A 22,088-nucleotide genomic window follows, 5' to 3' on the forward strand; every position below is an offset into this window, starting at 1 on the left:
GGGGGCCTGTCAACTTGACGAAGATGGTCCGTGTTGCGTCTATAAATATGAAATCCTGATCAATAACCTGGATTGGTTTCGGTGATTGTCCAGCGGGTATTGTCACGTCTGCTCGCGCTGTCGTCGCTGCAAACGGCGTCGAAGGCGCTCGGCTCCGCGTGTCTGCTGTGGCTCGCATGGCGCATCGCGCGCAGCGGGCCGCCTAACGCGGGCAACGCTCCCGCGCGCCCGGTTGCCAATAATCACCATGGATCCGTGGTTGATCAAAACGTCACCTGAATGGAGAGTTCGCATGAGCTATTCGATTATTGGCTTTGGCGCGGTAGGCCAGGCACTCGCTCGAGCGTTTGCGAGAAAGAACATCGACGTAACGGTCGCCAGCCGGCGTCCTCCCGAGACGTTGATGCAGCAGGCACGAGCGATTGGCCCTACCGTCGTCCCCAGGACGCTGCAGGATGCAATCGAGTCCGACACGATCTTCCTGGCGGTTCCTTTCTGGGAGCACCGCGAGGTCGCGAAGCAGATCAAGAGTTGGAAGGGCAAGACGGTCATCGACGCGACAAATGCTTACGGCGTTCCCGTCGAAGAGCTACAAGGTCTGCCGTCCTCCGCAGTTGTCGCCAAAGCGTTTGCCGGGTCCAGATTCGTCAAGGGTTTTAACCATCTGCCCGCCGCCGTTCTGGCCGCTGATCCGAGTGTGAATGGCGGCAGCCGCGTCGTGTTTTTGTCGAGTGATGACGAAAGTGCGGTGGCACCGGTCGCGGCTCTGGCTGAACAACTCGGTTTCGCGCCGATTGCGCTAGGACCGCTCAAGGAGGGCGGTTCGCTCGTCCAGGCCAGGGGGAATACCTGGGCTCAACTGATCTTCAAGGATCTCGTCAAGTTCAAATAGCGGCGCGTCACGGCAAAGTCACGTCCGCCCAGCATTTCCGAGCGAGTCCAGCTACCGAACTCGAGCCTTCGGTAGGCGCGCCGGTGCATCCCTTGAGGCGGTATTTCCGGGTTCAATTCGAACGGAAGATAACGAACATCTAATTCGGGAAGATCGTCAATGGCCTTGCCGGCCTCCAGATTTCGATGTCCGATCCAGCACCATGGACAAATGAAGTCGTAGGCGATCGTGATTTTTGCGCGTTCCATGGCATGCCCCGTGGGCAAGTTGCGATGCTCACCAAGCAAAACAACACGAGCTCCCAGCTGAATATACTCAGCGCGCGAGCTCGTGTTGCGCGTGGTGCAATGGCCCATTCGGCGATCAGGCTCGTGGCGATCCCGGCAGCGTGAGCAGCGTTGCCGGGATCGCGCCATTTGTCAACCTTGTTCAGGCTCTGATTACGGCTGGCCCGATGGACGAAGGGGCTCGTTGTTCAGGTGCTCAAGGCTAACGGCTTGCCGAGAAAGTTAACATCGCCTTCGAGAGATTTTTGAGCTGCCCGCTCTAGGCGGGATGCGCTCACGGTGGCCGGACCCTGTTAGCCCGCCTCGCAGCCGGGCCCCGCGCGCGTGCTAATCTTGCTCCCTTCGCGGACGTCCCGCGTCAGAGCAGACACCATGACGGAAGCCTTCGATCCGGACGGCATCGAGCAAGCGGTCTTCGTGGTCGGCGAGCGCCATGCGACGCTGGACGAGCCGTGGCGCGCGTATCGGCGCGCGCGTCTGATTCATGTCAGCGAAGGCGTGCTGACCGTGCGCACGGCATCCGGCCGTTGGGTCGTGCCGCCCGCCCGCGCGCTGTGGATCGCCGCGAATACGCTGCACTGCCTGCACGCGACGCGGCCGGTGCAGTCGTATTCGCTCTACGTCGCAACCGATGCCGCAATGGACGCCACCGACGACTCCGCAGCCGACTCCGCCGCGCCGCTGCCCGCGCAGACCGGCGCGCTGATCCCCGACACACTGGTGCAGGCGCTGCTCGCCGCCGCGGCCGATCTGCCGCACGATCACACGCCCGATGAACCCGCCCGCCGTCTGCTGCAGGTGCTGCTGGATCGCGTCGCCGGCTTGCCCGCCGCGCCGCTTGGCTTGAACTGGCCGGGCGATCCGCGCGCGCGGCGCATCGCCGAGGCGCTCAGCGCGAATCCCGCGCAATCGCTGGTGCTGGAGGAACTCGCCGCGGCCGCGGGCGTGACCGCGCGCACGGCCGCGCGTTTGTTCGCGAAGGAAACGGGGCAGACCTTCGGTCAATGGCGCCAGCAGTTGCGTCTGCTGGCCGCGCTCGAACATCTGGGTGCCGGTGAGAGCGTCACGCAGGTGGCGCTCGAAGTCGGCTATAACGACGTCTCGTCGTTTATCGCGGTGTTTCGCGATGCGTTCGGCGACACGCCGGCGCGCTATTTCCGCTGACGCCGCTTCGTGGCCACCGCGCGAGCGTCGCCGTCGCGCGAAAACGAATCTGCCTCAATGGGCGCCGGCCGCATCCGGTCCACCTCCGCCCTTGGCCGGCCGCGTGATCCAGATCAGCGGAATGATCAGCAGGAAGATGATCGCCGACACAAAGAAGACGTCGTTCAGGCCCATCATCGCGGCCTGCGTGTTCACGGTGAAATCGAACAGCGCATTCGCCGATTGTGGATTCAGATGCAGCACCGACTGCGTGTTGTCGATCTGCTGCGCGAACAACGGGTTGTCGACCGACGCCTGCTCGGTGAGCCGCACATGATGCAGTATCGTGCGGTTGTTCCACGCGGTACCCGCGATCGACGTGCCCACCGCGCCGCAGAACACCCGCACGAAATTCGACAGCCCCGCCGCCGCCGGAATCCGGCTCTGCGGCTGGCCGGACAGGATGATCGCCGTTAGCGGCACGAAGAACAGCGCCATCGGAATGCCTTGCAGCAGCGTCGGCAGCACGAGGTGCCACGTGTCGATCTCGATCACGTACTTCGAGCGCATATAGAACACGATCGCGAAGCCGACGAACGCGACCGTCGAGATCACGCGCGCGTCCGAGTGCGGCAGCACGCGGCCGAGTATCGGCGCAAGAATGATCGCGAAGATGCCGAGCGGTGCGGTGACGAGGCCGGCGTCGATCGAACGGTAGTTCAGGTACTCCTGCATCCATTGCGGCAGCAGCACGAGATTGCCGAAAAATACCCCGTAGGCGATCGAAATCGCGATCGTGCCGCCGAGAAAATTGCGCTGCTGAAAGAGCCGCAGATCGACGATCGGGTGCTCCTCGGTCAGCTCCCATACGAGGAAAAACGCAAAGCTGATCAGCGCGACGAGGCCGAGAATCGCGATCACCGGCGACGAGAACCAGTCGAGATCCTTGCCCTTGTCGAGCATGATCTGCAGCGACGCGACCCACGTGATCAGCAGGCCGAGGCCGACCACGTCGATCGGCGGCTTGCGCGTCGGCGATTCGCGGGTGCGGTAGATCATCCACGTGACGCCGGCCGCGAACAGGCCGACCGGGATGTTGATGTAGAAGATCCACGACCAGCTGTAACTGTCGGTGATCCAGCCGCCTAGCGCCGGGCCCGCGATCGGGCCGACGGTGGCGGTCATCGCCCACAGCGCGAGCGCGGTCGACGACTTCTCCTTCGGATACGAGCCGAGCAGGATCGCCTGCGACAACGGAATCAGCGGCCCGGCCACCGCGCCCTGGAATACCCGCGCGAGCAGCAGGATCGGCAGCGTCGGCGCGATGCCGCACAGCCATGACGCGAGCGTGAAGGACAGGATCGCGCCGACGAACAGCTTCACCTGGCCGATGCGCTGCGTGAGCCAGCCGGTCAGCGGAATCGCCACCGCGTTGGAGGCCGCGAACACGGTGATCACCCACGTGCCTTCGTCGACCGAGACGCCGAGGTTGCCGGAAATGGTCGGAATCGCGACGTTCGCGATCGAGGTGTCGAGCACGTTCATGAACGTGGCGAGCGCGACGGCGATCGTCGCGAGAACCAGCCGGCCGCCTTCGAGAGGCGCGGGCGGTGACGGTGGCGCGGGTGGCTGAGGCGGCGGCGACGCGGAATCAGGCGCGGCGTTGGGCTGGCTCAAAAGGCGTTCTCCGGAGGTTTTGCGGCGGACGGCGCGAACGGCGTGAGGACGGACGGCGAGGGCGCGCGATTCGCAATGCATGGTCGGCGCAGGATGCCGTGGACCGTGCACCGCGGCGGCGGGTCCGTCGATGCGCAAAAGCATACCCGCAATCGCCGGCCGGCGCCGGCCACGGCAGCAGCCGATGCGGCGCCCGACGGCGCGAACGCGGCACGCGGCGTATGCTCGCGGCTGAGGTTGCGTCAGCAAAGGCCGAAACGTACACCCAATCCCACGGAAAAAAGGACCCCACCATGAGCTGGCAACAATTCGAACACGGCTGGCGGCGCGCGCCGCAAAACGCGCCCGCGACGAGCCTCGTCGTGCTGATGCACGGCGTCGGCAGCAACGCGCGCGATCTGATGCCGCTCGCCGACATCTGGAGCGAGGAGCTGCCCGGCACGGCGTTCGTGTCGCTCGACGGCACCGATCCGTTCGACGGCGGCTTCGGCGGCCGCCAGTGGTTCAGCCTGCGCGACGTCGGCGCGGCGAACCGCGAGGGCGCGCGTCGCCGCCGCCTATCCGGCGCTGCGCCGCGTGCTCGACGCCGAGCTCGCGCATTGGCAGCTGTCTTTCGATCGGCTTGCGCTGGTCGGCTTCTCGCAAGGTTCGATCATGGCGCTGCATCACGTCGCGTCGAGCGTTGAGGGCGCGGCGGGCGTCGTCGCGTATTCGGGGCGGCTCGCCTCGCCGATCGTGTCGTCGAACCGCGCGACGCCGCTCACGCTCGTCCACGGCGAGAACGACGAGGTGATCCCGGTGCGCGAACTCGAATCCGCGGCCGACGCTTTCAACTCCGCCGGCTATGCGGTCGACGCCTACGTGCTGCCCGGCGTCGGCCACACGATCACCGCCGACGGCGTCGCGCTCGGCCGTGACGCGCTGGAACGCGCACTGGGCGAGCTGTCGCGCGATTGACACAAACCCACTAGAAAGTGGCCCTAAAGATTCTGACGGGCTTGCCGTCATACGGGCAATAGCTTGAAAATCACCCCCGCCGTGCGGGAAGCGCAACGCCCAGCGGTGCGTGTCGCGCGGCTTCGGGGTACCGGGGGCGCATTTCCAGACCGCCTTGGACGGCGCATAACGACACATCAGAGCCTGCATATGGCCAGACCGACGCCGCATTACCCGCTCTTTGAGCGATTGTTCCGCCACGCCGTGGCGGTGGATCTCGGCACGGCCAACACCCTTATCTATACCGACGACGGCGGCATCGTGCTGAACCAGCCGTCCGTCGTGTGCTTCGAGACGCAGCCCGCGAGCGGGTCGAAGCGGATCGCCGCGATCGGCGCCGAGGCGCGCCAGCTGCTCGGCCGCGTGCCGCGCAATCTCGAAGCGGTGCGGCCGATGCGCCACGGCGTCATCGCCAATTTCTCCGCCGCCGAACACATGATCAAGCAATTCGTCGACATGGCGCGGCCGCGCTCGCTCTTCAGCCGGCGCGCGGCATTCACGCTGTGCGTGCCGGCCTCCGCGACCCACGTCGAGCGCCGCGCGATCCGCGAAGCGGCCGAGGCGGCTGGCGCGTGGAAGGTCAGCCTGATCGGCGAATCGCTCGCGTCGGCGCTCGGCGCGGGCCTGCCGGTGGGCGATCCGACCGGCTCGATGGTGGTCGACATCGGCGGCGGCACCACCGAGGTCGGCGTGATCGCGCTGGGCGGCACCGCGTATAGCGGCTCGGTGCGCGTCGGCGGCGACAATTTCGACGCGGCGATCATCGGCTACGTGCGCAATCTGTATGGCGTGCTGCTCGGCGAGCAGACCGCCGAGCACGTCAAGAGAGCCATCGGCTCGGCCGTGCACGACGTGCCGCTCGAGCAGATGAACGCAACCGGCCGCAGCGTCGACGATGGGCTACCGCGCACGGTGCAGTTGAGCAACCGCGATATTTCGGAGGCGATCGAAGGGCCGCTGAGCCAGGTGATCGGCGCGGTGAAGCGCGGGCTCGAATTGGCTCCCGCTGAACTCGTGACGGACATCGCGCACAAGGGCATCGTGCTGACCGGTGGCGGCGCGCTGCTGCGCAATCTGGGGCGGCGTTTGAGCCGGGAAATCGGCCTCGACGTGCACGTCGCCGACGAACCGCTGACCTGCGCGGTGCGCGGCGCGGGCGCGGCGGCCGCGGCAGGGTGGGTGGACGAAGCCGGGGGCACGTGAGCGGTGGATAAGGGCTTCACTACAGCTCGGCAAAAACCCGGCATTCGGTGGCAAGGTAACCGGGCTGCTGCTCACCCTTGGCAAGGCGGGCTGCAAATGGACGCTGCGCTTTACCGGCCCTGTGACGGGCAAGCGACGCGATGCGGGCCCGGCGTGTCTCCCGAGGTCTCTATTGCGGACGCACGTGAAGGCGCTTGCGATGGGCCGTTCGATCGACGCTGGCAAACACTCAATTAACGAACGCGACCGCGAACAGGAAGCGGCCAGCGTTGCCGCCGCAGCGCTCCCGTTTCAGAATGCCGCGCACGCGCTTCCCAGTGAACTGAGACCCTCCGACGCGGACAAATATTGACACTTCGTTGACCGAAGCGGAATCCAAAAATCATCCATCGCCCATTCCATACCCCTGTGGATGCCTGCTAGCGTAGCAGCCCTAACAACTACAGAGGACACCGGAACGTCGTATCAACAGGATTCGGACGGCGTGCGGGTGGTGCTCAGTGCGCCGCAACTGGCGGCAGTGCTCTCCCGCCAGTCGATCAGCCCCACGGAGATGCTTTCCAACCGGCTATGGGGCGGTTTGCAGGTGGTCGGCGGGGTGCTGGAAATGGTCGGGGCGGCGCCACTGTGTGTGCTGCCGGAACCGACGATGGCCAGCAAAGCCGCGTGTGTCGTGTTCGGCGTGCATGGCTCAGATACGGCGTCGGCTCACAGCGTATCTTGAGCTTTGACGCCAAAATTTTTGGCCGGCAGGAGAAAGTAATGAAAGTAATTGTGAGCCACCATATCGACTGCAGTGACCGCGATGAAAATGGAATGTATGAATATTATTACGAGTGCGATATCTATGAATTTGTCGAGGGAAATGTCAGTTATATAGTCAGGGCCTATATGGACGAACCAGGCGACGCACACTTCTTAAAGACGAAAGGAGACGGCGACCAGGATTGGCGAATAATGATGGAGCCAGACAAAGATGAGCCTCTGTTTAAAGAGGTCGTCGAACATCTAAAAAATATCGGGAAACCCAATATACGGTGCTTTATGGGGCGCACCGGTTATATTGATCTTTAGGAAACGGCCTGACTGATGAAGTACTCTCCAGGCGAGTAATATCCTTGTCGCCACGCGTCAGTGGTTTGATGAAGACGCCTGCCCGACGCGTCGCTGACGCATATGTGACAATACGCATCGCGTCCCGTTTTCAGGGACACCGGTACGCTCATTTCCCAATGCCTGTTGCCGGCTCCGCGCGCATTCGCGCGCCGATGCCGCGCCGCCCGTAGCTCATCCGTGAATCAATCCGTTTCCGCTTCGTCGCTGTCGTCATCGCCATCCTTCATCGGACTACGCAGCGGCTTGCGCATGCCTTACGGCGAGGCCGGCGAGGGCGACTTGCTGCTGTTCGTGCACGGTTCGTTGTGCGACTACCGCTACTGGCAGCCGCAACTGGCCGGCCTGTCGAAGCGCTATCGCTGCGTCGCGGTCAGTCTCACGCATTACTGGCCAGTGACCGATAGCGCGCGGGTGGACCTGCCGTTCAGTTGGAGCAGCCACGCCGATGAAGTGGCGGAGTTCATCGCGCGTTTCGGCGCGGGGCCCGCGCATGTGGTCGGGCATTCGCGCGGCGGCTGCGTCGCCTATCATTTCGCGCGACGCCATCCCGAACACGTGCGCACGCTGACGCTCGCCGATCCGGGCGGCCCGCTGCAGATCGCCGGACGTCCACCCGCGAGCGTGCCGGAGACGGTCAACGCATTGCGTGCGAAAGCGGCTCGGTTGATCGAAAGCGGCGAGATCGAAGCAGGCTTGCAACTGTTCGTCGATTCGGTGAGCCGCCCCCGGCTTCTGGGCGCTGAGCACCCCGGGTTTTCGCCGCATGGCGACGGACAACGCGCACACGCTCGCGCGGCAATTCCGCGATCCGCTGCCCGCCTACATGCCCGAGGACACGGCCGATCTGCGCTGCCCGGTCCTGCTGATCGACGGCGAGAAGAGTCCCGACATGTTCCACCGCACGGTGACGGCGTTGCAGGGATGGTTGCCCGATGCGCGCCGCGAAACGGTACGCGGTGCGTCGCATGGCATGAACCTCGCGCACCCGTCCGCGTTCAATCGTTACGTGGATGATTTCATTCAGGCGATGAGCGCGCGCTGAGCAAGTGAAGCGAAGACCAAGGGCGATCGGCCGGCGCGCGCCGCCGATCGCCCGTTACTGCATCAGGCCTTGCGATGCGCGTCCTTGTCGAGCGCGCGTTCGGCCGCCTCGCCGACGAGCCCGTGATAGTACAGATGTACGCCGATCGCGAGCGAGTCGTTGCGGATTTCGTGGAACACCCTCCACGCCTTCACCGGGTCCTTGAACAGTAGATAGTGCGCTTCCTGCGCGATCAGATCCGCGACTTCATGCAGGCCGTGTCCATGCAGCACGTCGACGAGCGTGTCGAGACTGCGATGCGTGCGCGCGTCGGTGCGCGGATAGAGCATGTGCAGCACCGCGACGTCCTGCGTCTTCAGCGCCGCCGACAACGCGACGACGATATCCTGATGATTCAGCGCGGTGACCGTGTGGTCTTCGGTATGGACGTGATCCGGAAACAGCGTTTCGAGAGAGACATTCATTTGTATTCGTCCTGCTTTTCTGTGTGATCAAAAAAACCCGCTTCGAATCGCGGGCCGCAAGCATCAATGCACGGACTGAGTATCGCAGATGGATCCCGCCCGACGCAGTGTGCTGGCAGCAAAACATTGTTGCGGCTGGTGTTCCGACTTTCGTGCAACTTTCAACGGCATCGCGATGCACCCGCCGCGTGCCGACAACGAATGTTGCGCCCAGGGAGATGGACTGTTGCGATCAATCGACGCAATCAACGACACGCCGACCCGTAGAATGCGCAGCGGAGCCTGAGCATGCCCGTCTTCGGGAGCGCCGATGTCGCGCCTCGCCGTACGAACGCGATGCATGCCGGCGCGAGTGCGGTATCAAGCAAAAGGAAGACGTACATGAACTCGAAGTCACACGCAACGCTGAGCTTTTCCGACAGCGACCAGACCATCGATCTGCCGATCTATCAGGGCTCGCTGGGCCCCGACGTCATCGACATCCGCAAGCTGTACGGCCAGACCGGCAAATTCACGTACGATCCTGGATTCATGTCGACGGCGGCGTGCAACTCCGAGATCACATATATCGACGGCGACAAGGGCGAACTGCTCTACCGCGGCTACCCGATCGACAACCTCGCGCAGAACGCCGACTTCCTCGAAACCTGCTACCTGCTGCTGAAGGGCGAACTGCCGAACGCCCAGCAGAAAGCCGAGTTCGAGAACACCGTCACGCAGCACACGATGGTGCACGAGCAGATGCACTTCTTTTTCCGCGGCTTCCGTCGCGACGCGCACCCGATGGCGATTCTGGTCGCCGCGGTCGGCGCGCTGTCCGCGTTCTATCACGACTCGCTCGACATCACGAACCAGCAGCATCGCGACGTATCGGCGATCCGCATGATCGCGAAGCTGCCCACGCTGGTCGCGATGGCGTACAAGTACAGCGTCGGTCAACCGTTCGTGTATCCGAAGAACGACCTGTCGTACAGCGCGAACTTCATGCGCATGATGTTCTCGAATCCTGCCGAGGAGTACGAGGTCAACGACGTGCTGGTGCGCGCGCTCGACCGCATTCTGATCCTGCACGCGGACCACGAGCAGAACGCGTCGACGTCGACCGTGCGGCTCGCCGGTTCGTCGGGGGCGAATCCGTTCGCGTGTATCGCGGCCGGTATCGCGTGTCTGTGGGGCCCGGCGCACGGCGGCGCGAACGAAGCCGCGCTGAACATGCTGGAAGAGATCGGCTCGGTCGACAACATTCCCGACTTCATCGCGAAGGTGAAGGACAAGAACTCGGGCGTGAAGCTGATGGGCTTCGGCCACCGCGTGTACAAGAACTACGATCCGCGCGCGAAGCTGATGCGCGAAACCTGCCACGAAGTGCTCGAAGAGCTGGGCCTGCACGACGACCCGCTGTTCAAGCTCGCGATGGCGCTGGAAAAGATCGCGCTCGAAGACGAATATTTCGTGTCGCGCAAGCTGTACCCGAACGTCGACTTCTACTCGGGCATCGTGCAGCGCGCGCTGGGCATTCCGACGTCGATGTTCACGTGTATCTTCGCAATGGCACGCACGGTCGGCTGGATCGCGCAGTGGAACGAAATGATCGCCGATCCTGAGCAGAAGATCGGCCGTCCGCGTCAGCTGTTCATCGGCGAGACGCTGCGCGAGGCGAAGCCGGTCGCGAAGCGGTAACAGGCCGGATAGACGCCCGACAACGCGTTCAACGACGGTCGCCAACCCACGGCTCACGAGGCCGTGGGTTTTTTTACGTTCCGCGCATCCTGCCGCCTGCACGTCCCGTGCCACCGGAAACGCCGTCAAAAAACGGCGCAAAAAGCCGAAACTCCGAGGCGATAAGCTCGTCTCACGCGGAAAGAGCCTCTACAATCGGATGGGCCGGCCCATCGGGGAGCAGGCCAACCGGGGCCCCGGTGACGGGGCAACCGGGCAATCCGGCGGCCGATCCGAGGCGAGACCCGAAGTGCAACCAAACGCAGCAGCGAATCCATAGGAGCGACCTTGATACAGCAGCCAGAAGCCCTCGGCGGGCTGACCCACTCCGGCGGCGTCGATCATCGCGAGCCCGAGCAGGACGGCGTTTTCATCCCGACGGAAAACCTTAACGTCGCGAGCGTTACGCAGCACGTGCTCAAGTCGGGCGACACCTTCGTCGTCAACGATCCGCTCGGCGATATCACCGGCCACGACGATGGCCTGTTCGTCAACGATACGCGCGTGATGTCGCAACTGCGGCTGACCTTCGGCGGCCGCGCGCCGTCGCTGCTGTCGGGCAGCGTCAGCAGCGACAACACCAGTTTCACCGCGCATCTGACCAACCGCCCGCTGCCGCCGCTCGGCGGCGACAGCACGCCCGAAGGCGTGATCCACGTCGAGCGTGTGCGCGTGCTGTCGGGCACCGTGCTCAACGAGGCGATCGAGCTCACGAACTACGGCACACACGATGCGACCGTGCCGCTGTCGATTTCGTTTTCCAGCGATTTCCGCGACATGTTCGAAGTGCGCGGCCTGAAGCGCGACAAACAGGGTCGCGTGCAGCCCGCGCGCATCGAGAATCAGGAGGTGCTGCTCGGCTACATCGGTCTCGACGACGTGGCGCGCAACGTGCGGATCGCGTTCTCGCCGCAGCCGGACAAGCTGTTCGCCGACCGCGCCGACTACACCGTCAAGCTGCCCGCGCAGGCATGCGTGTCGATCTATCTGTCGATAGCGGTGCATGTCGTGCCGATGACCGGCAAGCCCGGCGCCGACGTGTCGCAGCCGATGCATGCGTTGAGCGAAGCGCATCTCTCGCAGATCGATGCGGAGCGCCCGCGCGTCGGCCGCACGGCGGTACGCGCGGCAATGGTGGATGCGCACCTGGTGATGCGCGAGCGACGCAACGCGAGCGCGCGCGTGCGTTCGAGCAATCCGCTGTTCAACGCGTGGATCGACCGCTCGTTCGCCGACCTCGGCCTGCTGACGACGGATCTCGCGACCGGCCCGTACCCGTACGCGGGCATCCCATGGTTTTCGACCCCGTTCGGCCGCGACGCGGTGATCACGTCGCTGCAGACGCTGTGGCTGCAACCGCATCTCGCAGCCGGCGTGCTGCGTTTTCTCGCCGAGCATCAGGCGCGCGAGAACTCGCCGTTTCGCGACGCCGCGCCGGGCAAGATCATGCACGAGATGCGCAAGGGCGAAATGGCCGCGGCCGGCGAAGTGCCGTTCGCGCTGTACTACGGCGGTGTCGACACCACGCCGCTGTTCATCGTGCTGGCCGGCGCCTACGCGGCCCGCACCGGCGACGTCGGCTTGATCGACGAACTATGGCCGGCGCTCGAACGCGCGGCGCAGTGGGTCGCGGGCGTGTGCGACAAAAACCGGCACGGGCTGCTCGATTACCAGCGCGAATCGGATGGCGGCCTCGCGAACCAGGGCTGGAAAGACAGTCACGATTCGGTGTTCCATGCGGACGGGCGCTTCCCTGACGGCCCGATCGCGCTCGTCGAAGTGCAGGCCTATGCGAGCGCCGCGTTCGACACGATGGCTCACTACGCGAAGTTGCGCGGCCTGCGCGACGCGGCCGCGCAATACGCGGAGCGCGCGAAGAAGATCCGCCGCTGCGTCGAAGAAAAGTACTGGATGGACGAGGTCGGCTTTTACGGCATCGCGCTCGACGGTCATGGCGAGTTGTGTCGCGTGATGGCATCGAACGCGGGGCATCTGCTGGCGTTCGGCCTGCCCACGCGCGAGCGCGGCGAGGCGGTGGTGCGGGCGCTCGACTCGACGCTGTTCCACACCGGCTGGGGCGTGCGCACACTGGCCGCGAGCCAGGCGCGCTTCAATCCGATGGCATATCACAACGGCTCGGTCTGGCCGCACGACAACGCGCTGTGCGCGCGAGGGCTGTCACGCTATGGCGGCAAGGCGTCGGCCGTGAAGCTGCTGCAGGCGCTGTTTCAGGCCGCAGTCAATTTCGACATGCGCTTGCCCGAGCTGTTTTGCGGCTTCCCGCGACGCCGCGGCGAGCCGCCCACGGCCTATCCGGTCGCGTGTTTGCCGCAGGCATGGGCGGCGGGCTCGCCGTTCATGATGCTCGAGGCGTGTCTGGGCATCACGATCGACGCCGAGCGCCGCGAAGTGCTGATCGAACAGCCGATGCTGCCCGAAGGTATCGACTGGCTCGAGGTCGGCGATCTGCGGGTCGGGGATGCGTCGGTGTCGATCACGTTCCGCCGGATCGGCGAGAAGGTGGTGGCGTCGGCGGAGCAGGGCGATGTGAGGGTGGTGGCGCTGCTTTGACGCCGACCACGGTAGCGGGCATCGATGTTGGCGGCGACCGGAAGAGAAACCATCTGGTCGTCCTGCGCGGCACCGAGATCGTGAGCCATCTCGGCAACGCGACCCCCGAACAGATGCTCGAACGGTGTCGCGCACTCGAGGTGGCGGCGGTCGGCATCGATGCGCCGTGTCGTTGGCGAACAGGCGCCGCGGGACGACTAGCCGAGAAGGCGCTCGCGCGGCAGCGAATCTTTTCGTTTGCGACACCGGCTCGCGAAACGGCGATCGCCAGCAAAAGCGGCTTCTATGGATGGATGTTCAACGGCGAGCGCGTCTACGACGCATTCGTCGCGCACTTTCCGCTTTTCAGCGGCGGCGAAAAAATCAATGGTCGCGTGTGCTTCGAGACATTCCCCCACGCGATCACGTGCGCTTTCCTCGGGACGGACGTCGCATCCGCGAAGCAAAAGGGTCCGCAGCGCCGGGCAATCCTCGAACGGGAAGGTATCGCAACAGCGTCGCTGACTTCGATCGACGACGTCGACGCGGCGCTATGCGCGTTGGCGGCACGTTATCTGCTGGAAGGCAGAGTCGAAACATACGGTGACGAGCCAGGCGGATTCATAGTGGTGCCTGGACTTTGACACTCACATTCTGGGAGGACGGGTGCACCTGGCACGACGATTCGGAGTATTGCTGCTATCCATGGCGGCGTTGGGTTCGACCGCGGCATCGGCGAACGACATTCAGTGTGCAACCTCGCAGCAACCCGCTGAGCGCGTCATTTGCGATCACGCGATCCTGAACAACGAGTACGACGACATCTTCGCGCAGCAACAGGCTCTTCTGAGCAGCGGGAAACTCTCGTCCGTGCAACTGGCGAAGTGGCGGCAGGCGCGAAACGCCTGTATCGATGTGCACTGCGTGGATGGCGTGTTCGCGCAGTGGAAGGCGATGGCCCGGTCCGTCGACGTCGCTCCTCAGGCGGCCGCGCCTCAGCCGGCCGCGCCTGTCATGACGGCCTCGGAAGCGGCGATGGCACCTGTCGGTCCCAATCCCGAAGCGCCTCCAGCCGTATCCGCCTCTGATGCATCTCAGGTGTCCCAGGCCTCGCCGACATCGGAGGCTTCTCTGGTGCGTCAAGGGAGTGCCGCCGGTGTGGCGCTTCCGCAGCCCGTCGCGGCGGAGGCTTCCGCGCCCGTGGCTGCCTCGGCGGCGCCCAGCCAGAGCGAATCTCGTGGCATGACCGGCATGAGCGACATCAGTGGCGGCCTGATCGTGGTTCTGCTCGTCGCGCTCGGAGCCGGTGTGTTCTTCGCGCTTCGGAACCGAAGCAGAGCGACCGCAAAGAAGACGCAAGGCAAGAACGGGCGATGAGGTGATGCCAACGCGCTGGCCTCGCGCACGAAACCGCGCTTTGACCTACCGGTCGGGCCGCTCGATTCGCCAATCAAACAACGCGGAATGCCTGTCACGGCGTTCCGCGCTAAAAGCGACTGCAAGGAACCGATTATCGGACGAGGAAACCGTAAGCCAGCGGGTCACGCTCGTCCACGATCCAGGTTGCGAAACCGCAAACGTATGCGTTGCCCTGGACCTCGGGGACGACGGCCTTGAAGTCGCCGACGGTCGTCTCACTGAGTACACGCCCCTTGAAGACCGTGCCGATGATGGACTCATTGACGAGCGTCTCGTTGCTCGCCAGTTCGCCGCGCAGATAGAGTTGCGCGACGCGTCCGCCCGTCCCTGAGCCGGTGGGCGAACGGTCCACTTCGCGGTCGGCGAACACGCAACAGTTGGCTTGCGTCGAGCCTTCGTGCCGTGGTGCGTTGGCAATGATGGTCCCGTAGATGTGGTTGATCTCCGGGATATCGGGATGCTCAACCGGGTACGCGTCGTTTGCAGCTTTTTTGACCTCGGCGCCAAACTTGATCAGTTCCTCGACAGAAGACTCCCGGACTGCGAGACCGTGCGGCGCACCGTCCGTATAGAAGTAGAAGGCACCACCGAAGGCGATGTCACCCTTTACCGTGCCAAACGACGGCGTCTCGACCGTGACATCCCGTTTCCAGATGAACGACGGAACGTTGACGAAGCGTACGTTGCCGGCGTGTTCACCGTCCCATTGCACGAACGCCTCGATGAAGCCACATGGAGCGTCGATGCCGATTCGCGTCTCGGGAATCTGGCGCTGAACCCAGCCCAACTCGACCGCCGCGGTAGACAGCGCGATCACGCCGTGTCCGCAGTGGTCGCTATAACCCTCGTTGTGGACGAAGATGATTCCGAAGTCTGCCGTGGGACTAACGGGTTCGGTCAGGTATCCACCGTACATGTCAGCATGACCACGCGGTTCGAACATCAGCGCGGTACGAATTTCGTCGGCGTTCTCCTTCAGCCACGCTCGACGCTTGACGATGGTGTCACCGGGAAGACGAGGAAGCCCGCTCGTCACGATACGGAACGCTTCGCCGCCGGTATGGACCTCGACCGTCGAAATAGTGCGAGTGATTTTCATGTGTGCGTTGGGGGTTATTCGATTGAACGTCACTGCCCGTAGGGCACCGGAAGGCCGTTTCTGATCACATAGACGGTCGTGGGTGCGCCCTTCAGATCGCCGTTTTCATCGAAAGAGTAGGTGCCTGCCACGCCCTTATAGTTGGTCTTTGCCAACTGGGCGGTGAGCTTTGCCTTGTCGGTCGTGGTTCCCGCTTTGACCATCGCATCGGCCAGCAGTTTTACGCCGTCGTAGTAGCTGACCGCATAAACCTGCGTGTCGGTGTTGAACGCGGCTTTGTATTTCTGCAGAAACTCACGCCCGGCTGGGGTCTTGTCGAGCGCGATGCCGCCCTGGGCGCAATACACGATAGAGGCCGCGTCACCGGCAACCCTGCCCATGTCGGCCGAGCAAATGCCATCACCGCCAAGCAGCTTGGCTCGCAGTCCGCGTGCGCGCATCTGCCTGGCCATCGGCGCGCCTTGAGCAGCGTATCCGCCGAAGAAGACGACATCCGGATTTTTGGCCTTGATGCTGGTGAGAATGCCGAGGAAGTCAGTCGCCGACGAGTTCGTGAACTGTTGGTCCACGATTTGAATTCCATTTGCCTTCGCCTCTTTGACGAACTGCTCGGCCACACCTTGCCCATATGCCGTGCGGTCGTCGATCACCGCGGCGGTCTTGGCCTTCAATGTTTTGGCCGCAAACTGACCCATCGTTCCGCCTAGCTGCTCGTCACTCGCGCCGATACGGAAGATGTTTTTGAAGCCTTGCTTCGTCAGCGCCGGATTGGAGGCAACCGGCAGCATCGGTACCCCGCCGGCGTTATAGACGCGCGATGCCGGAATAGCCACACCTGAGTTGTAGGGGCCGAGGACAGCAATCACGCCGCTGTCGACGAGTTTCTGCGCGACCTGAACGCCAACCTTCGGATCTGCCTGGTCGTCCTCGGAGTCCAGTTTGAAAGTTACCTTCTGGCCAGCGACCGTGACACCGCTCCTGTTGAGTTCATCGATAGCAAGGCGGGCGCCGTTCTCGTTGTCCTTTCCGTTCGGCGCCTGGGGGCCCGTAAGCGGAGCCGAGTGACCGAGGGTGACCACCGATTGAGCATTGGCGGATGCGGTGATGCCGGCGGCTGTTAAGACAGCCATTGTTAGGACGAGGTGGCGCATATAGTCTCCAGGTATTGGACCCGTGTTTGATCAGATTAGCTGCGCTTCGGCATGGGTTCAACCTTTGAGCACGCCATCCGACAGGAGGAGTCGTGAAACTGACCGATTTCGATACACTGACTTTTGACTGCTACGGCACCTTGATCGACTGGGAGAGTGGCATCCTTGAAGGCCTGAGGCCTCTGCTGGAGCGAGCCAGGACGCCGCTCACGCGTGACGAGGTTCTCGAAGCGCACGCTCGCCACGAGTCGTCGCAGCAGAACTTCACCCCTGCGAAGCGCTATCAGGAACTGCTTCCCATCGTATATAAGCGCATGGCTGAAGAGTGGGGCCTGCCCTATACACACGAAGAATGCGTGGCGTACGGCCAGTCGATCAGAAACTGGCCGGCATTCGCCGACTCCGCGCTCGCGCTGCAATATCTGAAGAGGCACTACAAGCTGGTCATCCTGTCGAACATCGACAACGAAAGTTTCACCTTCAGCAACGCCAGGCTGCAGGTTGAGTTCGACGCCGTCATCACAGCGGAGGACGTCGGGTCCTACAAGCCGTCGCCGCGCAACTTCGAGTACATGCTTCAGAAGCTCGATCAGCGCGGCATCAAGAAGGAAAAAATCCTTCACACGGCAGAAAGCCTCTTCCATGACCACAAGCCTGCAAACGAGTTCGGCCTGGCGTCGTGCTGGATTTACCGCCGTCATTCGCAGCCGGGCTTTGGCGCGACGATGAACCCGGGCTCGCAGCCTGACATCGACTTCCGCTTCGACAGCATGGCGGACTTCGTCGACGCGCATCGGGAAGCGCTGGTGAACCGAGCATCTTCGCGCCGTTGAAACGCGCCTGCCCGGTGGTAACATTTGTTGTCATCTCTCACCTCGGCGCCGACCCACCTCACCATGCCAGACAGCTTCGATCAGCTCGTCGCCCTGATTCGGGCGCGCTTTCCCGAACTGAGCCCGCAGTTCCAGATGGGAGCGGGCTTCCTGCTCGATCATCCCGACGAGGTCGCGGTGTCGTCGATGCGCAAGGTGGCCGAGCGCGCGCAGGTGCAGCCCGCGTCGCTGGTGCGGCTGTCGCAGCAACTGGGGTTTCCCGGCTGGAACGAATTGCGCGATCTGTTCGTCGCGCGCGTGCGCACGCGGCCCGAGCCGTTGACGAGCCGGGCGCGCTCGATGGTCAAATCGAAAGATGCGCTCGCGAACGATCTTCTCGTCGCGCAGCAGCACAATCTCGAAACGACCGCCGCGCATAACGGCCGCGTGATCGTCGAGGCCGCGCGCGTGTTGCGGCGTGCGTCGCACGTGCACGTGGCGGGCTTCCGCTCGTGTTACGCGGTGGCGTTCGGTCTCGTCTATGGCTACCGGCTGTTTCGTCCGTCGGTGTCGCTGCTCAACGGCGAGGCCGGCACGCTCGAAATGCAACTGCGCACGATCGAGCGCGACAGCGCGACCATCGTCATCAGCTTCGCGCCGTATTCGGTCGAAGCCGCGCGCGTCGCCGAGGCCGCGCTCGAAAAAGGCAGCAAACTGATCGCCATCACCGACAGCGCCGTGTCGCCGATCGCGTTGAACGCCGACAAGGTACTGATCTTCTCGCACGAAAGCCCGTCGTTCTTTCCGTCGCTGGTGGCCGCCACCGCGATCGCCGAAGCGCTGGTCGCGCATTTGCTCGCGCTCGAAGGCGCGGATGCGCTCGAGAAGCTTGCGCTCGCCGAACAATCGTTGCATGCGAAGGGCGCGTACGTGCCTTGAGCGATTGCGTGAGGCACGCCGCGCTCCGCTCGATATCGTTCAACGGCATTTGACAACAAATGTTGTATTGGCGTATAAATACGTACCGATTGTTGAATATGGTGCGACCCGTGGCGTCGATGCAGGAATTCAGTGTTTTTTCAGGTCAGCGGCGAGCCGTACGACATCGGCTACCGGCTTGGCGAAATCGCCTCGCCGCGGCCGGCCCGCTCCAACCGGCGGCCTTGCTCGACGTACTGCACGATCGCGCGCCGTCGGGCTTGCCGATCTACCGCGACGATCCTTACGATCCCGACGACGAAAACACCCTCGCCACCGCGCTGTTCGAAATCGGCAACGCTGGTGTGTCGATGAAAGCGTATCGCCAGAAGCAATGCGCGTTCGACACTTTCGTCGCGTGCGCGACGCCCGAACCGGCCCGCGTTTCAGCGCCCGCCGCCCTCACCAGGAACTGAACATCATGTCCACCGTTTTTCATCGCTCTCCGAAGCAATCCTTGCCGGTGGCCGTCGCGGGCGACGGCATCGAAATCATCGACTCCACGGGCAAGCGTTATATCGACGCGTCGGGCGGCGCAGCCGTGTCGTGCCTCGGTCACAGCAACCAGCGCGTGATCGACGCGATCAAGCGGCAAGCCCAACGGTTGCCGTACGCGCACACGTCGTTCTTCACGACGGAGCCGGCCGAGCAACTGGCCGACCGGCTCGTCGCGAGCGCGCCGGCCGGACTCGAGCACGTGTACTTCGTGTCGGGTGGCTCGGAGGCGATCGAGGCGGCGCTCAAGCTCGCGCGTCAGTATTTCGTCGAGAAGGGCGAGACGCAGCGGCGCCATTTCATCGCGCGTCGGCAGAGCTATCACGGCAACACCCTCGGCGCACTCGCGATCGGCGGCAATGCATGGCGCCGCGAGCCGTTCCTGCCGATCCTGATCGAAGCGCATCACGTGAGCCCGTGCTACGCATATCGCGAGCAGCGCGCGGACGAAACCGAAGAAGCGTTCGCTCAGCGTCTCGCCGATGAACTCGAGCAGAAGATTCTCGCGCTCGGCGCGGACACGGTCGCGGCGTTCGTCGCGGAAACGGTGGTCGGCGCCACGGCGGGCGCGGTGCCGCCGGTGCGCGAATACTTCCGCAAGATCCGCGCGGTGTGCGACCGCTACGGCGTGCTGCTGATTCTCGACGAGATCATGTCGGGCATGGGCCGCACCGGCTATCTGTACGCGTGCGACGAAGATGGGGTGGCGCCCGATATGCTGACCATCGCCAAGGGCCTTGGCGCGGGTTATCAGGCGATCGGCGCGACGCTGGTCAGCGACCGCATCTATCAGACCATCGTCGGCGGCTCCGGCTTCTTCCAGCATGGCCATACCTATATCGGCCATGCGACCGCGTGCGCGGCCGCGCTCGAAGTGCAGCGCGTGATCGCGGAAGACGATCTGCTGGCGAACGTGCAGGCGCGTGGCGAGCAGTTGCGCGGCCGGTTGCGCGAGCACTATGCGCAGCATGCGCATATCGGCGACGTGCGCGGGCGCGGCTTGTTCGTCGGCGTCGAACTCGTCAAGGATCGCGTTACCAAAGAGCCGTTCGACGCCAAACTGAAACTGCACGCGACGATCAAACGCGAAGCGTTCGCGCGCGGCCTGATGGTGTATCCGATGGGCGGGACCGTCGACGGCGAGAGCGGCGACCACGTGCTGCTCGCGCCGCCGTTCATCTGCACGGAGCGCGACATCGACGAGATCGTCAGCCGCCTCAGCGATGCGATCGGCGCGTCGCTCGCCGCCCGCTGAGATTCGACCCACCGACTTTTGCGAGAACGATGATGACCGAGCGCTTGCCTCACTTCGACATGTCCACTGCCACGCCCGAACAGAAGGCGGTGCTCGACGAAATCCTGTCCGGCCCGCGCGGCAACCTGAATGGGCCGTTCCTCGGCTGGATTCACAGCCCCGATCTCGCGCAGCACGCGCAACGCCTCGGCGCGTTTTGCCGCTACCAGACCGGGCTGCCGCTGCGGCTGTCGGAACTCGCGATTCTGGTGACCGCTTCGCGCTGGCAGGCCCAGGCGGAGTGGTACATCCACTATCCGATCGCGCTGCAGGCGGGCGTCGGCGAAGCGGACGCCGAGGCGATCCGCCAGGGGCGCCGCCCCGAGTTCGCCGATGCCGACGACGCGCTGATCTACGACTTCGCGAGCGAACTGTACGAGACGAAGCGCGTCACGGCCGCGACGTATGCGCAGGCGGTCGGGCGTTTCGGGCATCAGGTCGTGATCAACCTGGTCGGCCTGCTCGGCTACTACGCGCTGGTCGCGATGACGCTGAACGTGTTCGACATGCGCGCAGTGGGGCAGCAAAGCCTGCCGTTTCCCGAATAGCGCTTTTGCCAACGAGCGGCTGCGCAGCGGCGCCGCGCGCGCCAACGAAAAGCCCCGGTTGCCGAACTTCGCAACCGGGGCTTTTTACTGCACGATGCATTAACGACTTGCGCGCTCAGTTATCACGATCAGTTACCGCGATCAGTTACCGCGATACGTCGAAAAGAGACGTTGCTGCACCGTCGCCGGCGCGCCCGCGTCCGACGAACTGGCCTTCGCGCCGCCGACGTCTTGCGAACCTTGCGCCGAAGCGGTGACGATCGTCGAGTCCTGGGGCACGGCCTTCGGATAGGTGGTGTCGTTCTGGTTCAGGAGGCCTGCTTTTTGCGCGGCTACGAGTTCGGCGCGCACCTGAGCGCGCGTGACCGGACCGTTTGTCTGCTGGGCGAACGACAGTGCCGGAACGATAAGAGCGGATGCGACGACGACTGCGGAAAGAAGCGATTTCATGACGACCTCCAATTGATTGTGTGGTGGATCGGTGTGAACCGCGTTCCCCGATCCGTTGAACGCAGTCTATTTCTTACGAGGTCAGCAAAAAAGCGGCTTTCTGGCGAAATATTATTGCCAGTTTTGAGATAGTGAAAAAGGCGCATTTCCGCGCCGGGACGCGGAAGCGCCTATGATGAAATCCGGTCCACGCCCGCGCCTGCAAACCGCGCGGCACCTGCGACCGATGCCCAGGCGCGGACACATCCGGGCGGACCGCCGCGGCGGGCATCATCTTTGGTCGAGCAGCGTGCGCGGCAAGGCACAAACAGGAGAGAGCAATGAAGCGCAAGGCATCGGCAGTCTGGCAAGGCGGCCTGCAGAACGGCAAGGGCTCGATTTCCACCGACAGCGGCGTCCTGAAGGACACCCAGTACTCGTTCGCGACGCGCTTCGCGGACGGCATCGGCACGAATCCGGAAGAGCTGATCGCGGCTGCGCATGCGGGATGTTTCTCGATGGCGTTGTCGGCGGAGCTGGGCAAGGCCAACATCACGCCGGAGCACATCGGCACCACGGCCACCGTCACGCTCGACAAGGACGGTGGCGGCTTCGCGATCACCGCGGTGCATCTCGACGTGACCGTGAAGATTCCGGGCGGAGACAAGGCCGCGTTCGACAAAGCCACCGCGGACGCGAAGGCCGGCTGCCCAGTGTCGAAGGTGCTGAATGCAACGATTACGATGGATGCGAAGCTCGAGACCTGAGCCCCTG

General features: G+C 63.9%; 23 protein-coding genes and 3 pseudogenes. 20 read left to right on the forward strand and 6 right to left on the reverse strand.

The features are described from left to right. The first annotated feature begins 81 nt into the window (after nucleotides 1-81). Both OKW37_RS29460 and OKW37_RS29465 read left to right on the forward strand, forming a co-directional pair. Complete coding sequence (locus OKW37_RS29460; RefSeq protein WP_409259309.1) at nucleotides 82-279, forward strand: hypothetical protein; 198 nt, start codon at nucleotides 82-84, stop codon at nucleotides 277-279. Nucleotides 280-292: 13 nt separating this feature from the next. After that, a complete protein-coding gene (locus OKW37_RS29465) occupies nucleotides 293-892 on the forward strand; it encodes an NADPH-dependent F420 reductase (protein ID WP_429403012.1) in 600 nt (199 codons plus the stop codon). On the opposite strand, the gene OKW37_RS29470 is transcribed toward OKW37_RS29465, so the two are convergent. Next, on the reverse strand, nucleotides 856-1,140 hold the full coding sequence (locus OKW37_RS29470; protein ID WP_429403013.1) for a DsbA family protein: 285 nt from the start codon (nucleotides 1,138-1,140) through the stop codon (nucleotides 856-858). The two genes, OKW37_RS29465 and OKW37_RS29470, sit on opposite strands and share 37 nt — an antisense overlap. Nucleotides 1,141-1,551: 411 nt before the next feature. Here OKW37_RS29470 and OKW37_RS29475 point away from each other — a divergent pair, with 411 nt between their 5' ends. Next, complete coding sequence (locus OKW37_RS29475; protein ID WP_429403014.1) at nucleotides 1,552-2,343, forward strand: AraC family transcriptional regulator; 792 nt, start codon at nucleotides 1,552-1,554, stop codon at nucleotides 2,341-2,343. Between the two features lie 54 nt (nucleotides 2,344-2,397). Here OKW37_RS29475 and OKW37_RS29480 read toward each other — a convergent pair whose 3' ends face one another. After that, a complete protein-coding gene (locus OKW37_RS29480) occupies nucleotides 2,398-3,999 on the reverse strand; it encodes a DHA2 family efflux MFS transporter permease subunit (RefSeq protein ID WP_184059875.1) in 1,602 nt (533 codons plus the stop codon). Nucleotides 4,000-4,292: 293 nt separating this feature from the next. Here OKW37_RS29480 and OKW37_RS29485 point away from each other — a divergent pair. From OKW37_RS29485 to OKW37_RS29515, 7 genes and pseudogenes are all read left to right on the forward strand, one after another. Beyond that, nucleotides 4,293-4,956, forward strand: a pseudogene (locus OKW37_RS29485) (alpha/beta hydrolase). Between the two features lie 189 nt (nucleotides 4,957-5,145). Then, nucleotides 5,146-6,198: a rod shape-determining protein gene (locus OKW37_RS29490; protein WP_429403016.1), complete on the forward strand. Its 1,053-nt coding sequence runs from the start codon at nucleotides 5,146-5,148 to the stop codon at nucleotides 6,196-6,198. A 199-nt stretch (nucleotides 6,199-6,397) separates the two neighbouring features. Then, nucleotides 6,398-6,550: a hypothetical protein gene (locus OKW37_RS29495; RefSeq protein ID WP_184059881.1), complete on the forward strand. Its 153-nt coding sequence runs from the start codon at nucleotides 6,398-6,400 to the stop codon at nucleotides 6,548-6,550. 60 nt (nucleotides 6,551-6,610) lie between these two features. Beyond that, nucleotides 6,611-6,907: pseudogene (locus OKW37_RS29500) on the forward strand (hypothetical protein); the annotation flags it as partial. 53 nt (nucleotides 6,908-6,960) lie between these two features. Next, nucleotides 6,961-7,272 carry a hypothetical protein gene (locus OKW37_RS29505; RefSeq protein WP_184059885.1) on the forward strand — a complete coding sequence of 104 codons (312 nt, stop codon included), beginning with the start codon at nucleotides 6,961-6,963 and terminating at the stop codon, nucleotides 7,270-7,272. 291 nt (nucleotides 7,273-7,563) lie between these two features. Further along, nucleotides 7,564-8,064: pseudogene (locus OKW37_RS29510) on the forward strand (alpha/beta fold hydrolase); the annotation flags it as partial. A gap of 13 nt (nucleotides 8,065-8,077) precedes the next feature. After that, nucleotides 8,078-8,356 (forward strand): alpha/beta fold hydrolase, encoded by a 279-nt coding sequence (locus OKW37_RS29515; RefSeq protein ID WP_429510070.1) that lies wholly within the window; start codon nucleotides 8,078-8,080, stop codon nucleotides 8,354-8,356. Nucleotides 8,357-8,418: 62 nt separating this feature from the next. Here the strand turns inward: OKW37_RS29515 and OKW37_RS29520 are convergent, their stop codons facing one another. Beyond that, the gene (locus OKW37_RS29520; protein WP_184059890.1) at nucleotides 8,419-8,820 is read right to left on the reverse strand and encodes a hypothetical protein; all 402 of its coding nucleotides are present in this window, start codon (nucleotides 8,818-8,820) and stop codon (nucleotides 8,419-8,421) included. 381 nt (nucleotides 8,821-9,201) lie between these two features. On the opposite strand from OKW37_RS29520, the gene gltA reads away from it, so the two are divergent. The 4 genes from gltA to OKW37_RS29540 all read left to right on the forward strand — a co-directional run bounded on the left by gltA (nucleotide 9,202) and on the right by OKW37_RS29540 (nucleotide 14,466). Further along, a complete protein-coding gene (gene gltA, locus OKW37_RS29525) occupies nucleotides 9,202-10,500 on the forward strand; it encodes a citrate synthase (RefSeq protein WP_184059892.1) in 1,299 nt (432 codons plus the stop codon). A gap of 330 nt (nucleotides 10,501-10,830) precedes the next feature. Further along, nucleotides 10,831-13,110 (forward strand): amylo-alpha-1,6-glucosidase, encoded by a 2,280-nt coding sequence (locus OKW37_RS29530; RefSeq protein WP_184060303.1) that lies wholly within the window; start codon nucleotides 10,831-10,833, stop codon nucleotides 13,108-13,110. After that, complete coding sequence (locus OKW37_RS29535; protein ID WP_184059894.1) at nucleotides 13,107-13,733, forward strand: DUF429 domain-containing protein; 627 nt, start codon at nucleotides 13,107-13,109, stop codon at nucleotides 13,731-13,733. Before OKW37_RS29530 ends, OKW37_RS29535 begins: the two co-directional genes overlap by 4 nt. A gap of 22 nt (nucleotides 13,734-13,755) precedes the next feature. Beyond that, nucleotides 13,756-14,466 carry a hypothetical protein gene (locus OKW37_RS29540; RefSeq protein WP_429403018.1) on the forward strand — a complete coding sequence of 237 codons (711 nt, stop codon included), beginning with the start codon at nucleotides 13,756-13,758 and terminating at the stop codon, nucleotides 14,464-14,466. Between the two features lie 133 nt (nucleotides 14,467-14,599). Here OKW37_RS29540 and lhpH read toward each other — a convergent pair whose 3' ends face one another. Both lhpH and OKW37_RS29550 read right to left on the reverse strand, forming a co-directional pair. Then, nucleotides 14,600-15,607 (reverse strand): trans-3-hydroxy-L-proline dehydratase, encoded by a 1,008-nt coding sequence (gene lhpH, locus OKW37_RS29545; RefSeq protein ID WP_184059898.1) that lies wholly within the window; start codon nucleotides 15,605-15,607, stop codon nucleotides 14,600-14,602. Nucleotides 15,608-15,636: 29 nt separating this feature from the next. Beyond that, entirely contained in the window at nucleotides 15,637-16,758 is a 1,122-nt protein-coding gene (locus OKW37_RS29550; protein ID WP_429403019.1) for a branched-chain amino acid ABC transporter substrate-binding protein, read from the reverse strand. A 92-nt stretch (nucleotides 16,759-16,850) separates the two neighbouring features. On the opposite strand from OKW37_RS29550, the gene OKW37_RS29555 reads away from it, so the two are divergent. From OKW37_RS29555 to OKW37_RS29575, 5 genes are all read left to right on the forward strand, one after another. After that, complete coding sequence (locus OKW37_RS29555) at nucleotides 16,851-17,591, forward strand: haloacid dehalogenase type II (protein ID WP_429403020.1); 741 nt, start codon at nucleotides 16,851-16,853, stop codon at nucleotides 17,589-17,591. Between the two features lie 63 nt (nucleotides 17,592-17,654). Next, a complete protein-coding gene (locus tag OKW37_RS29560) occupies nucleotides 17,655-18,509 on the forward strand; it encodes a MurR/RpiR family transcriptional regulator (RefSeq protein WP_429403021.1) in 855 nt (284 codons plus the stop codon). 224 nt (nucleotides 18,510-18,733) lie between these two features. Next, nucleotides 18,734-18,964, forward strand: coding sequence for a hypothetical protein (locus OKW37_RS29565; RefSeq protein ID WP_429403022.1), 231 nt, complete (start codon nucleotides 18,734-18,736; stop codon nucleotides 18,962-18,964). Nucleotides 18,965-18,969: 5 nt separating this feature from the next. Continuing rightward, a complete protein-coding gene (locus tag OKW37_RS29570) occupies nucleotides 18,970-20,298 on the forward strand; it encodes an aspartate aminotransferase family protein (RefSeq protein ID WP_187610799.1) in 1,329 nt (442 codons plus the stop codon). A gap of 32 nt (nucleotides 20,299-20,330) precedes the next feature. Beyond that, the gene (locus OKW37_RS29575; RefSeq protein ID WP_184059908.1) at nucleotides 20,331-20,885 is read left to right on the forward strand and encodes a carboxymuconolactone decarboxylase family protein; all 555 of its coding nucleotides are present in this window, start codon (nucleotides 20,331-20,333) and stop codon (nucleotides 20,883-20,885) included. A gap of 141 nt (nucleotides 20,886-21,026) precedes the next feature. Here OKW37_RS29575 and OKW37_RS29580 read toward each other — a convergent pair whose 3' ends face one another. After that, complete coding sequence (locus OKW37_RS29580) at nucleotides 21,027-21,335, reverse strand: DUF4148 domain-containing protein (RefSeq protein ID WP_184059910.1); 309 nt, start codon at nucleotides 21,333-21,335, stop codon at nucleotides 21,027-21,029. 320 nt (nucleotides 21,336-21,655) lie between these two features. Here OKW37_RS29580 and OKW37_RS29585 point away from each other — a divergent pair, with 320 nt between their 5' ends. After that, nucleotides 21,656-22,081 (forward strand): OsmC family protein, encoded by a 426-nt coding sequence (locus OKW37_RS29585; RefSeq protein WP_429403023.1) that lies wholly within the window; start codon nucleotides 21,656-21,658, stop codon nucleotides 22,079-22,081. Nucleotides 22,082-22,088: the final 7 nt, after the last annotated feature.

The organism is Paraburkholderia sp. MM5482-R2, assembly GCF_050436125.1.
In the GTDB taxonomy this organism is placed as follows: Bacteria; Pseudomonadota; Gammaproteobacteria; order Burkholderiales; family Burkholderiaceae; genus Paraburkholderia; species Paraburkholderia tuberum.

Bases quoted from the DNA above. Each gene is read 5' to 3' on its own strand.
- OKW37_RS29465 (WP_429403012.1), top strand. From the start codon at position 293: ATGAGCTATTCGATTATTGGCTTTGGCGCGGTAGGCCAGGCACTCGCT.
- OKW37_RS29470 (WP_429403013.1), bottom strand. From the start codon at position 1,140: ATGGAACGCGCAAAAATCACGATCGCCTACGACTTCATTTGTCCATGG.
- OKW37_RS29475 (WP_429403014.1), top strand. From the start codon at position 1,552: ATGACGGAAGCCTTCGATCCGGACGGCATCGAGCAAGCGGTCTTCGTG.
- OKW37_RS29490 (WP_429403016.1), top strand. From the start codon at position 5,146: ATGGCCAGACCGACGCCGCATTACCCGCTCTTTGAGCGATTGTTCCGC.
- OKW37_RS29495 (WP_184059881.1), top strand. From the start codon at position 6,398: ATGGGCCGTTCGATCGACGCTGGCAAACACTCAATTAACGAACGCGAC.
- OKW37_RS29505 (WP_184059885.1), top strand. From the start codon at position 6,961: ATGAAAGTAATTGTGAGCCACCATATCGACTGCAGTGACCGCGATGAA.
- OKW37_RS29515 (WP_429510070.1), top strand. From the start codon at position 8,078: ATGGCGACGGACAACGCGCACACGCTCGCGCGGCAATTCCGCGATCCG.
- OKW37_RS29520 (WP_184059890.1), bottom strand. From the start codon at position 8,820: ATGAATGTCTCTCTCGAAACGCTGTTTCCGGATCACGTCCATACCGAA.
- gltA (WP_184059892.1), top strand. From the start codon at position 9,202: ATGAACTCGAAGTCACACGCAACGCTGAGCTTTTCCGACAGCGACCAG.
- lhpH (WP_184059898.1), bottom strand. From the start codon at position 15,607: ATGAAAATCACTCGCACTATTTCGACGGTCGAGGTCCATACCGGCGGC.
- OKW37_RS29550 (WP_429403019.1), bottom strand. From the start codon at position 16,758: ATGCGCCACCTCGTCCTAACAATGGCTGTCTTAACAGCCGCCGGCATC.
- OKW37_RS29560 (WP_429403021.1), top strand. From the start codon at position 17,655: ATGCCAGACAGCTTCGATCAGCTCGTCGCCCTGATTCGGGCGCGCTTT.
- OKW37_RS29570 (WP_187610799.1), top strand. From the start codon at position 18,970: ATGTCCACCGTTTTTCATCGCTCTCCGAAGCAATCCTTGCCGGTGGCC.
- OKW37_RS29575 (WP_184059908.1), top strand. From the start codon at position 20,331: ATGACCGAGCGCTTGCCTCACTTCGACATGTCCACTGCCACGCCCGAA.
- OKW37_RS29580 (WP_184059910.1), bottom strand. From the start codon at position 21,335: ATGAAATCGCTTCTTTCCGCAGTCGTCGTCGCATCCGCTCTTATCGTT.
- OKW37_RS29585 (WP_429403023.1), top strand. From the start codon at position 21,656: ATGAAGCGCAAGGCATCGGCAGTCTGGCAAGGCGGCCTGCAGAACGGC.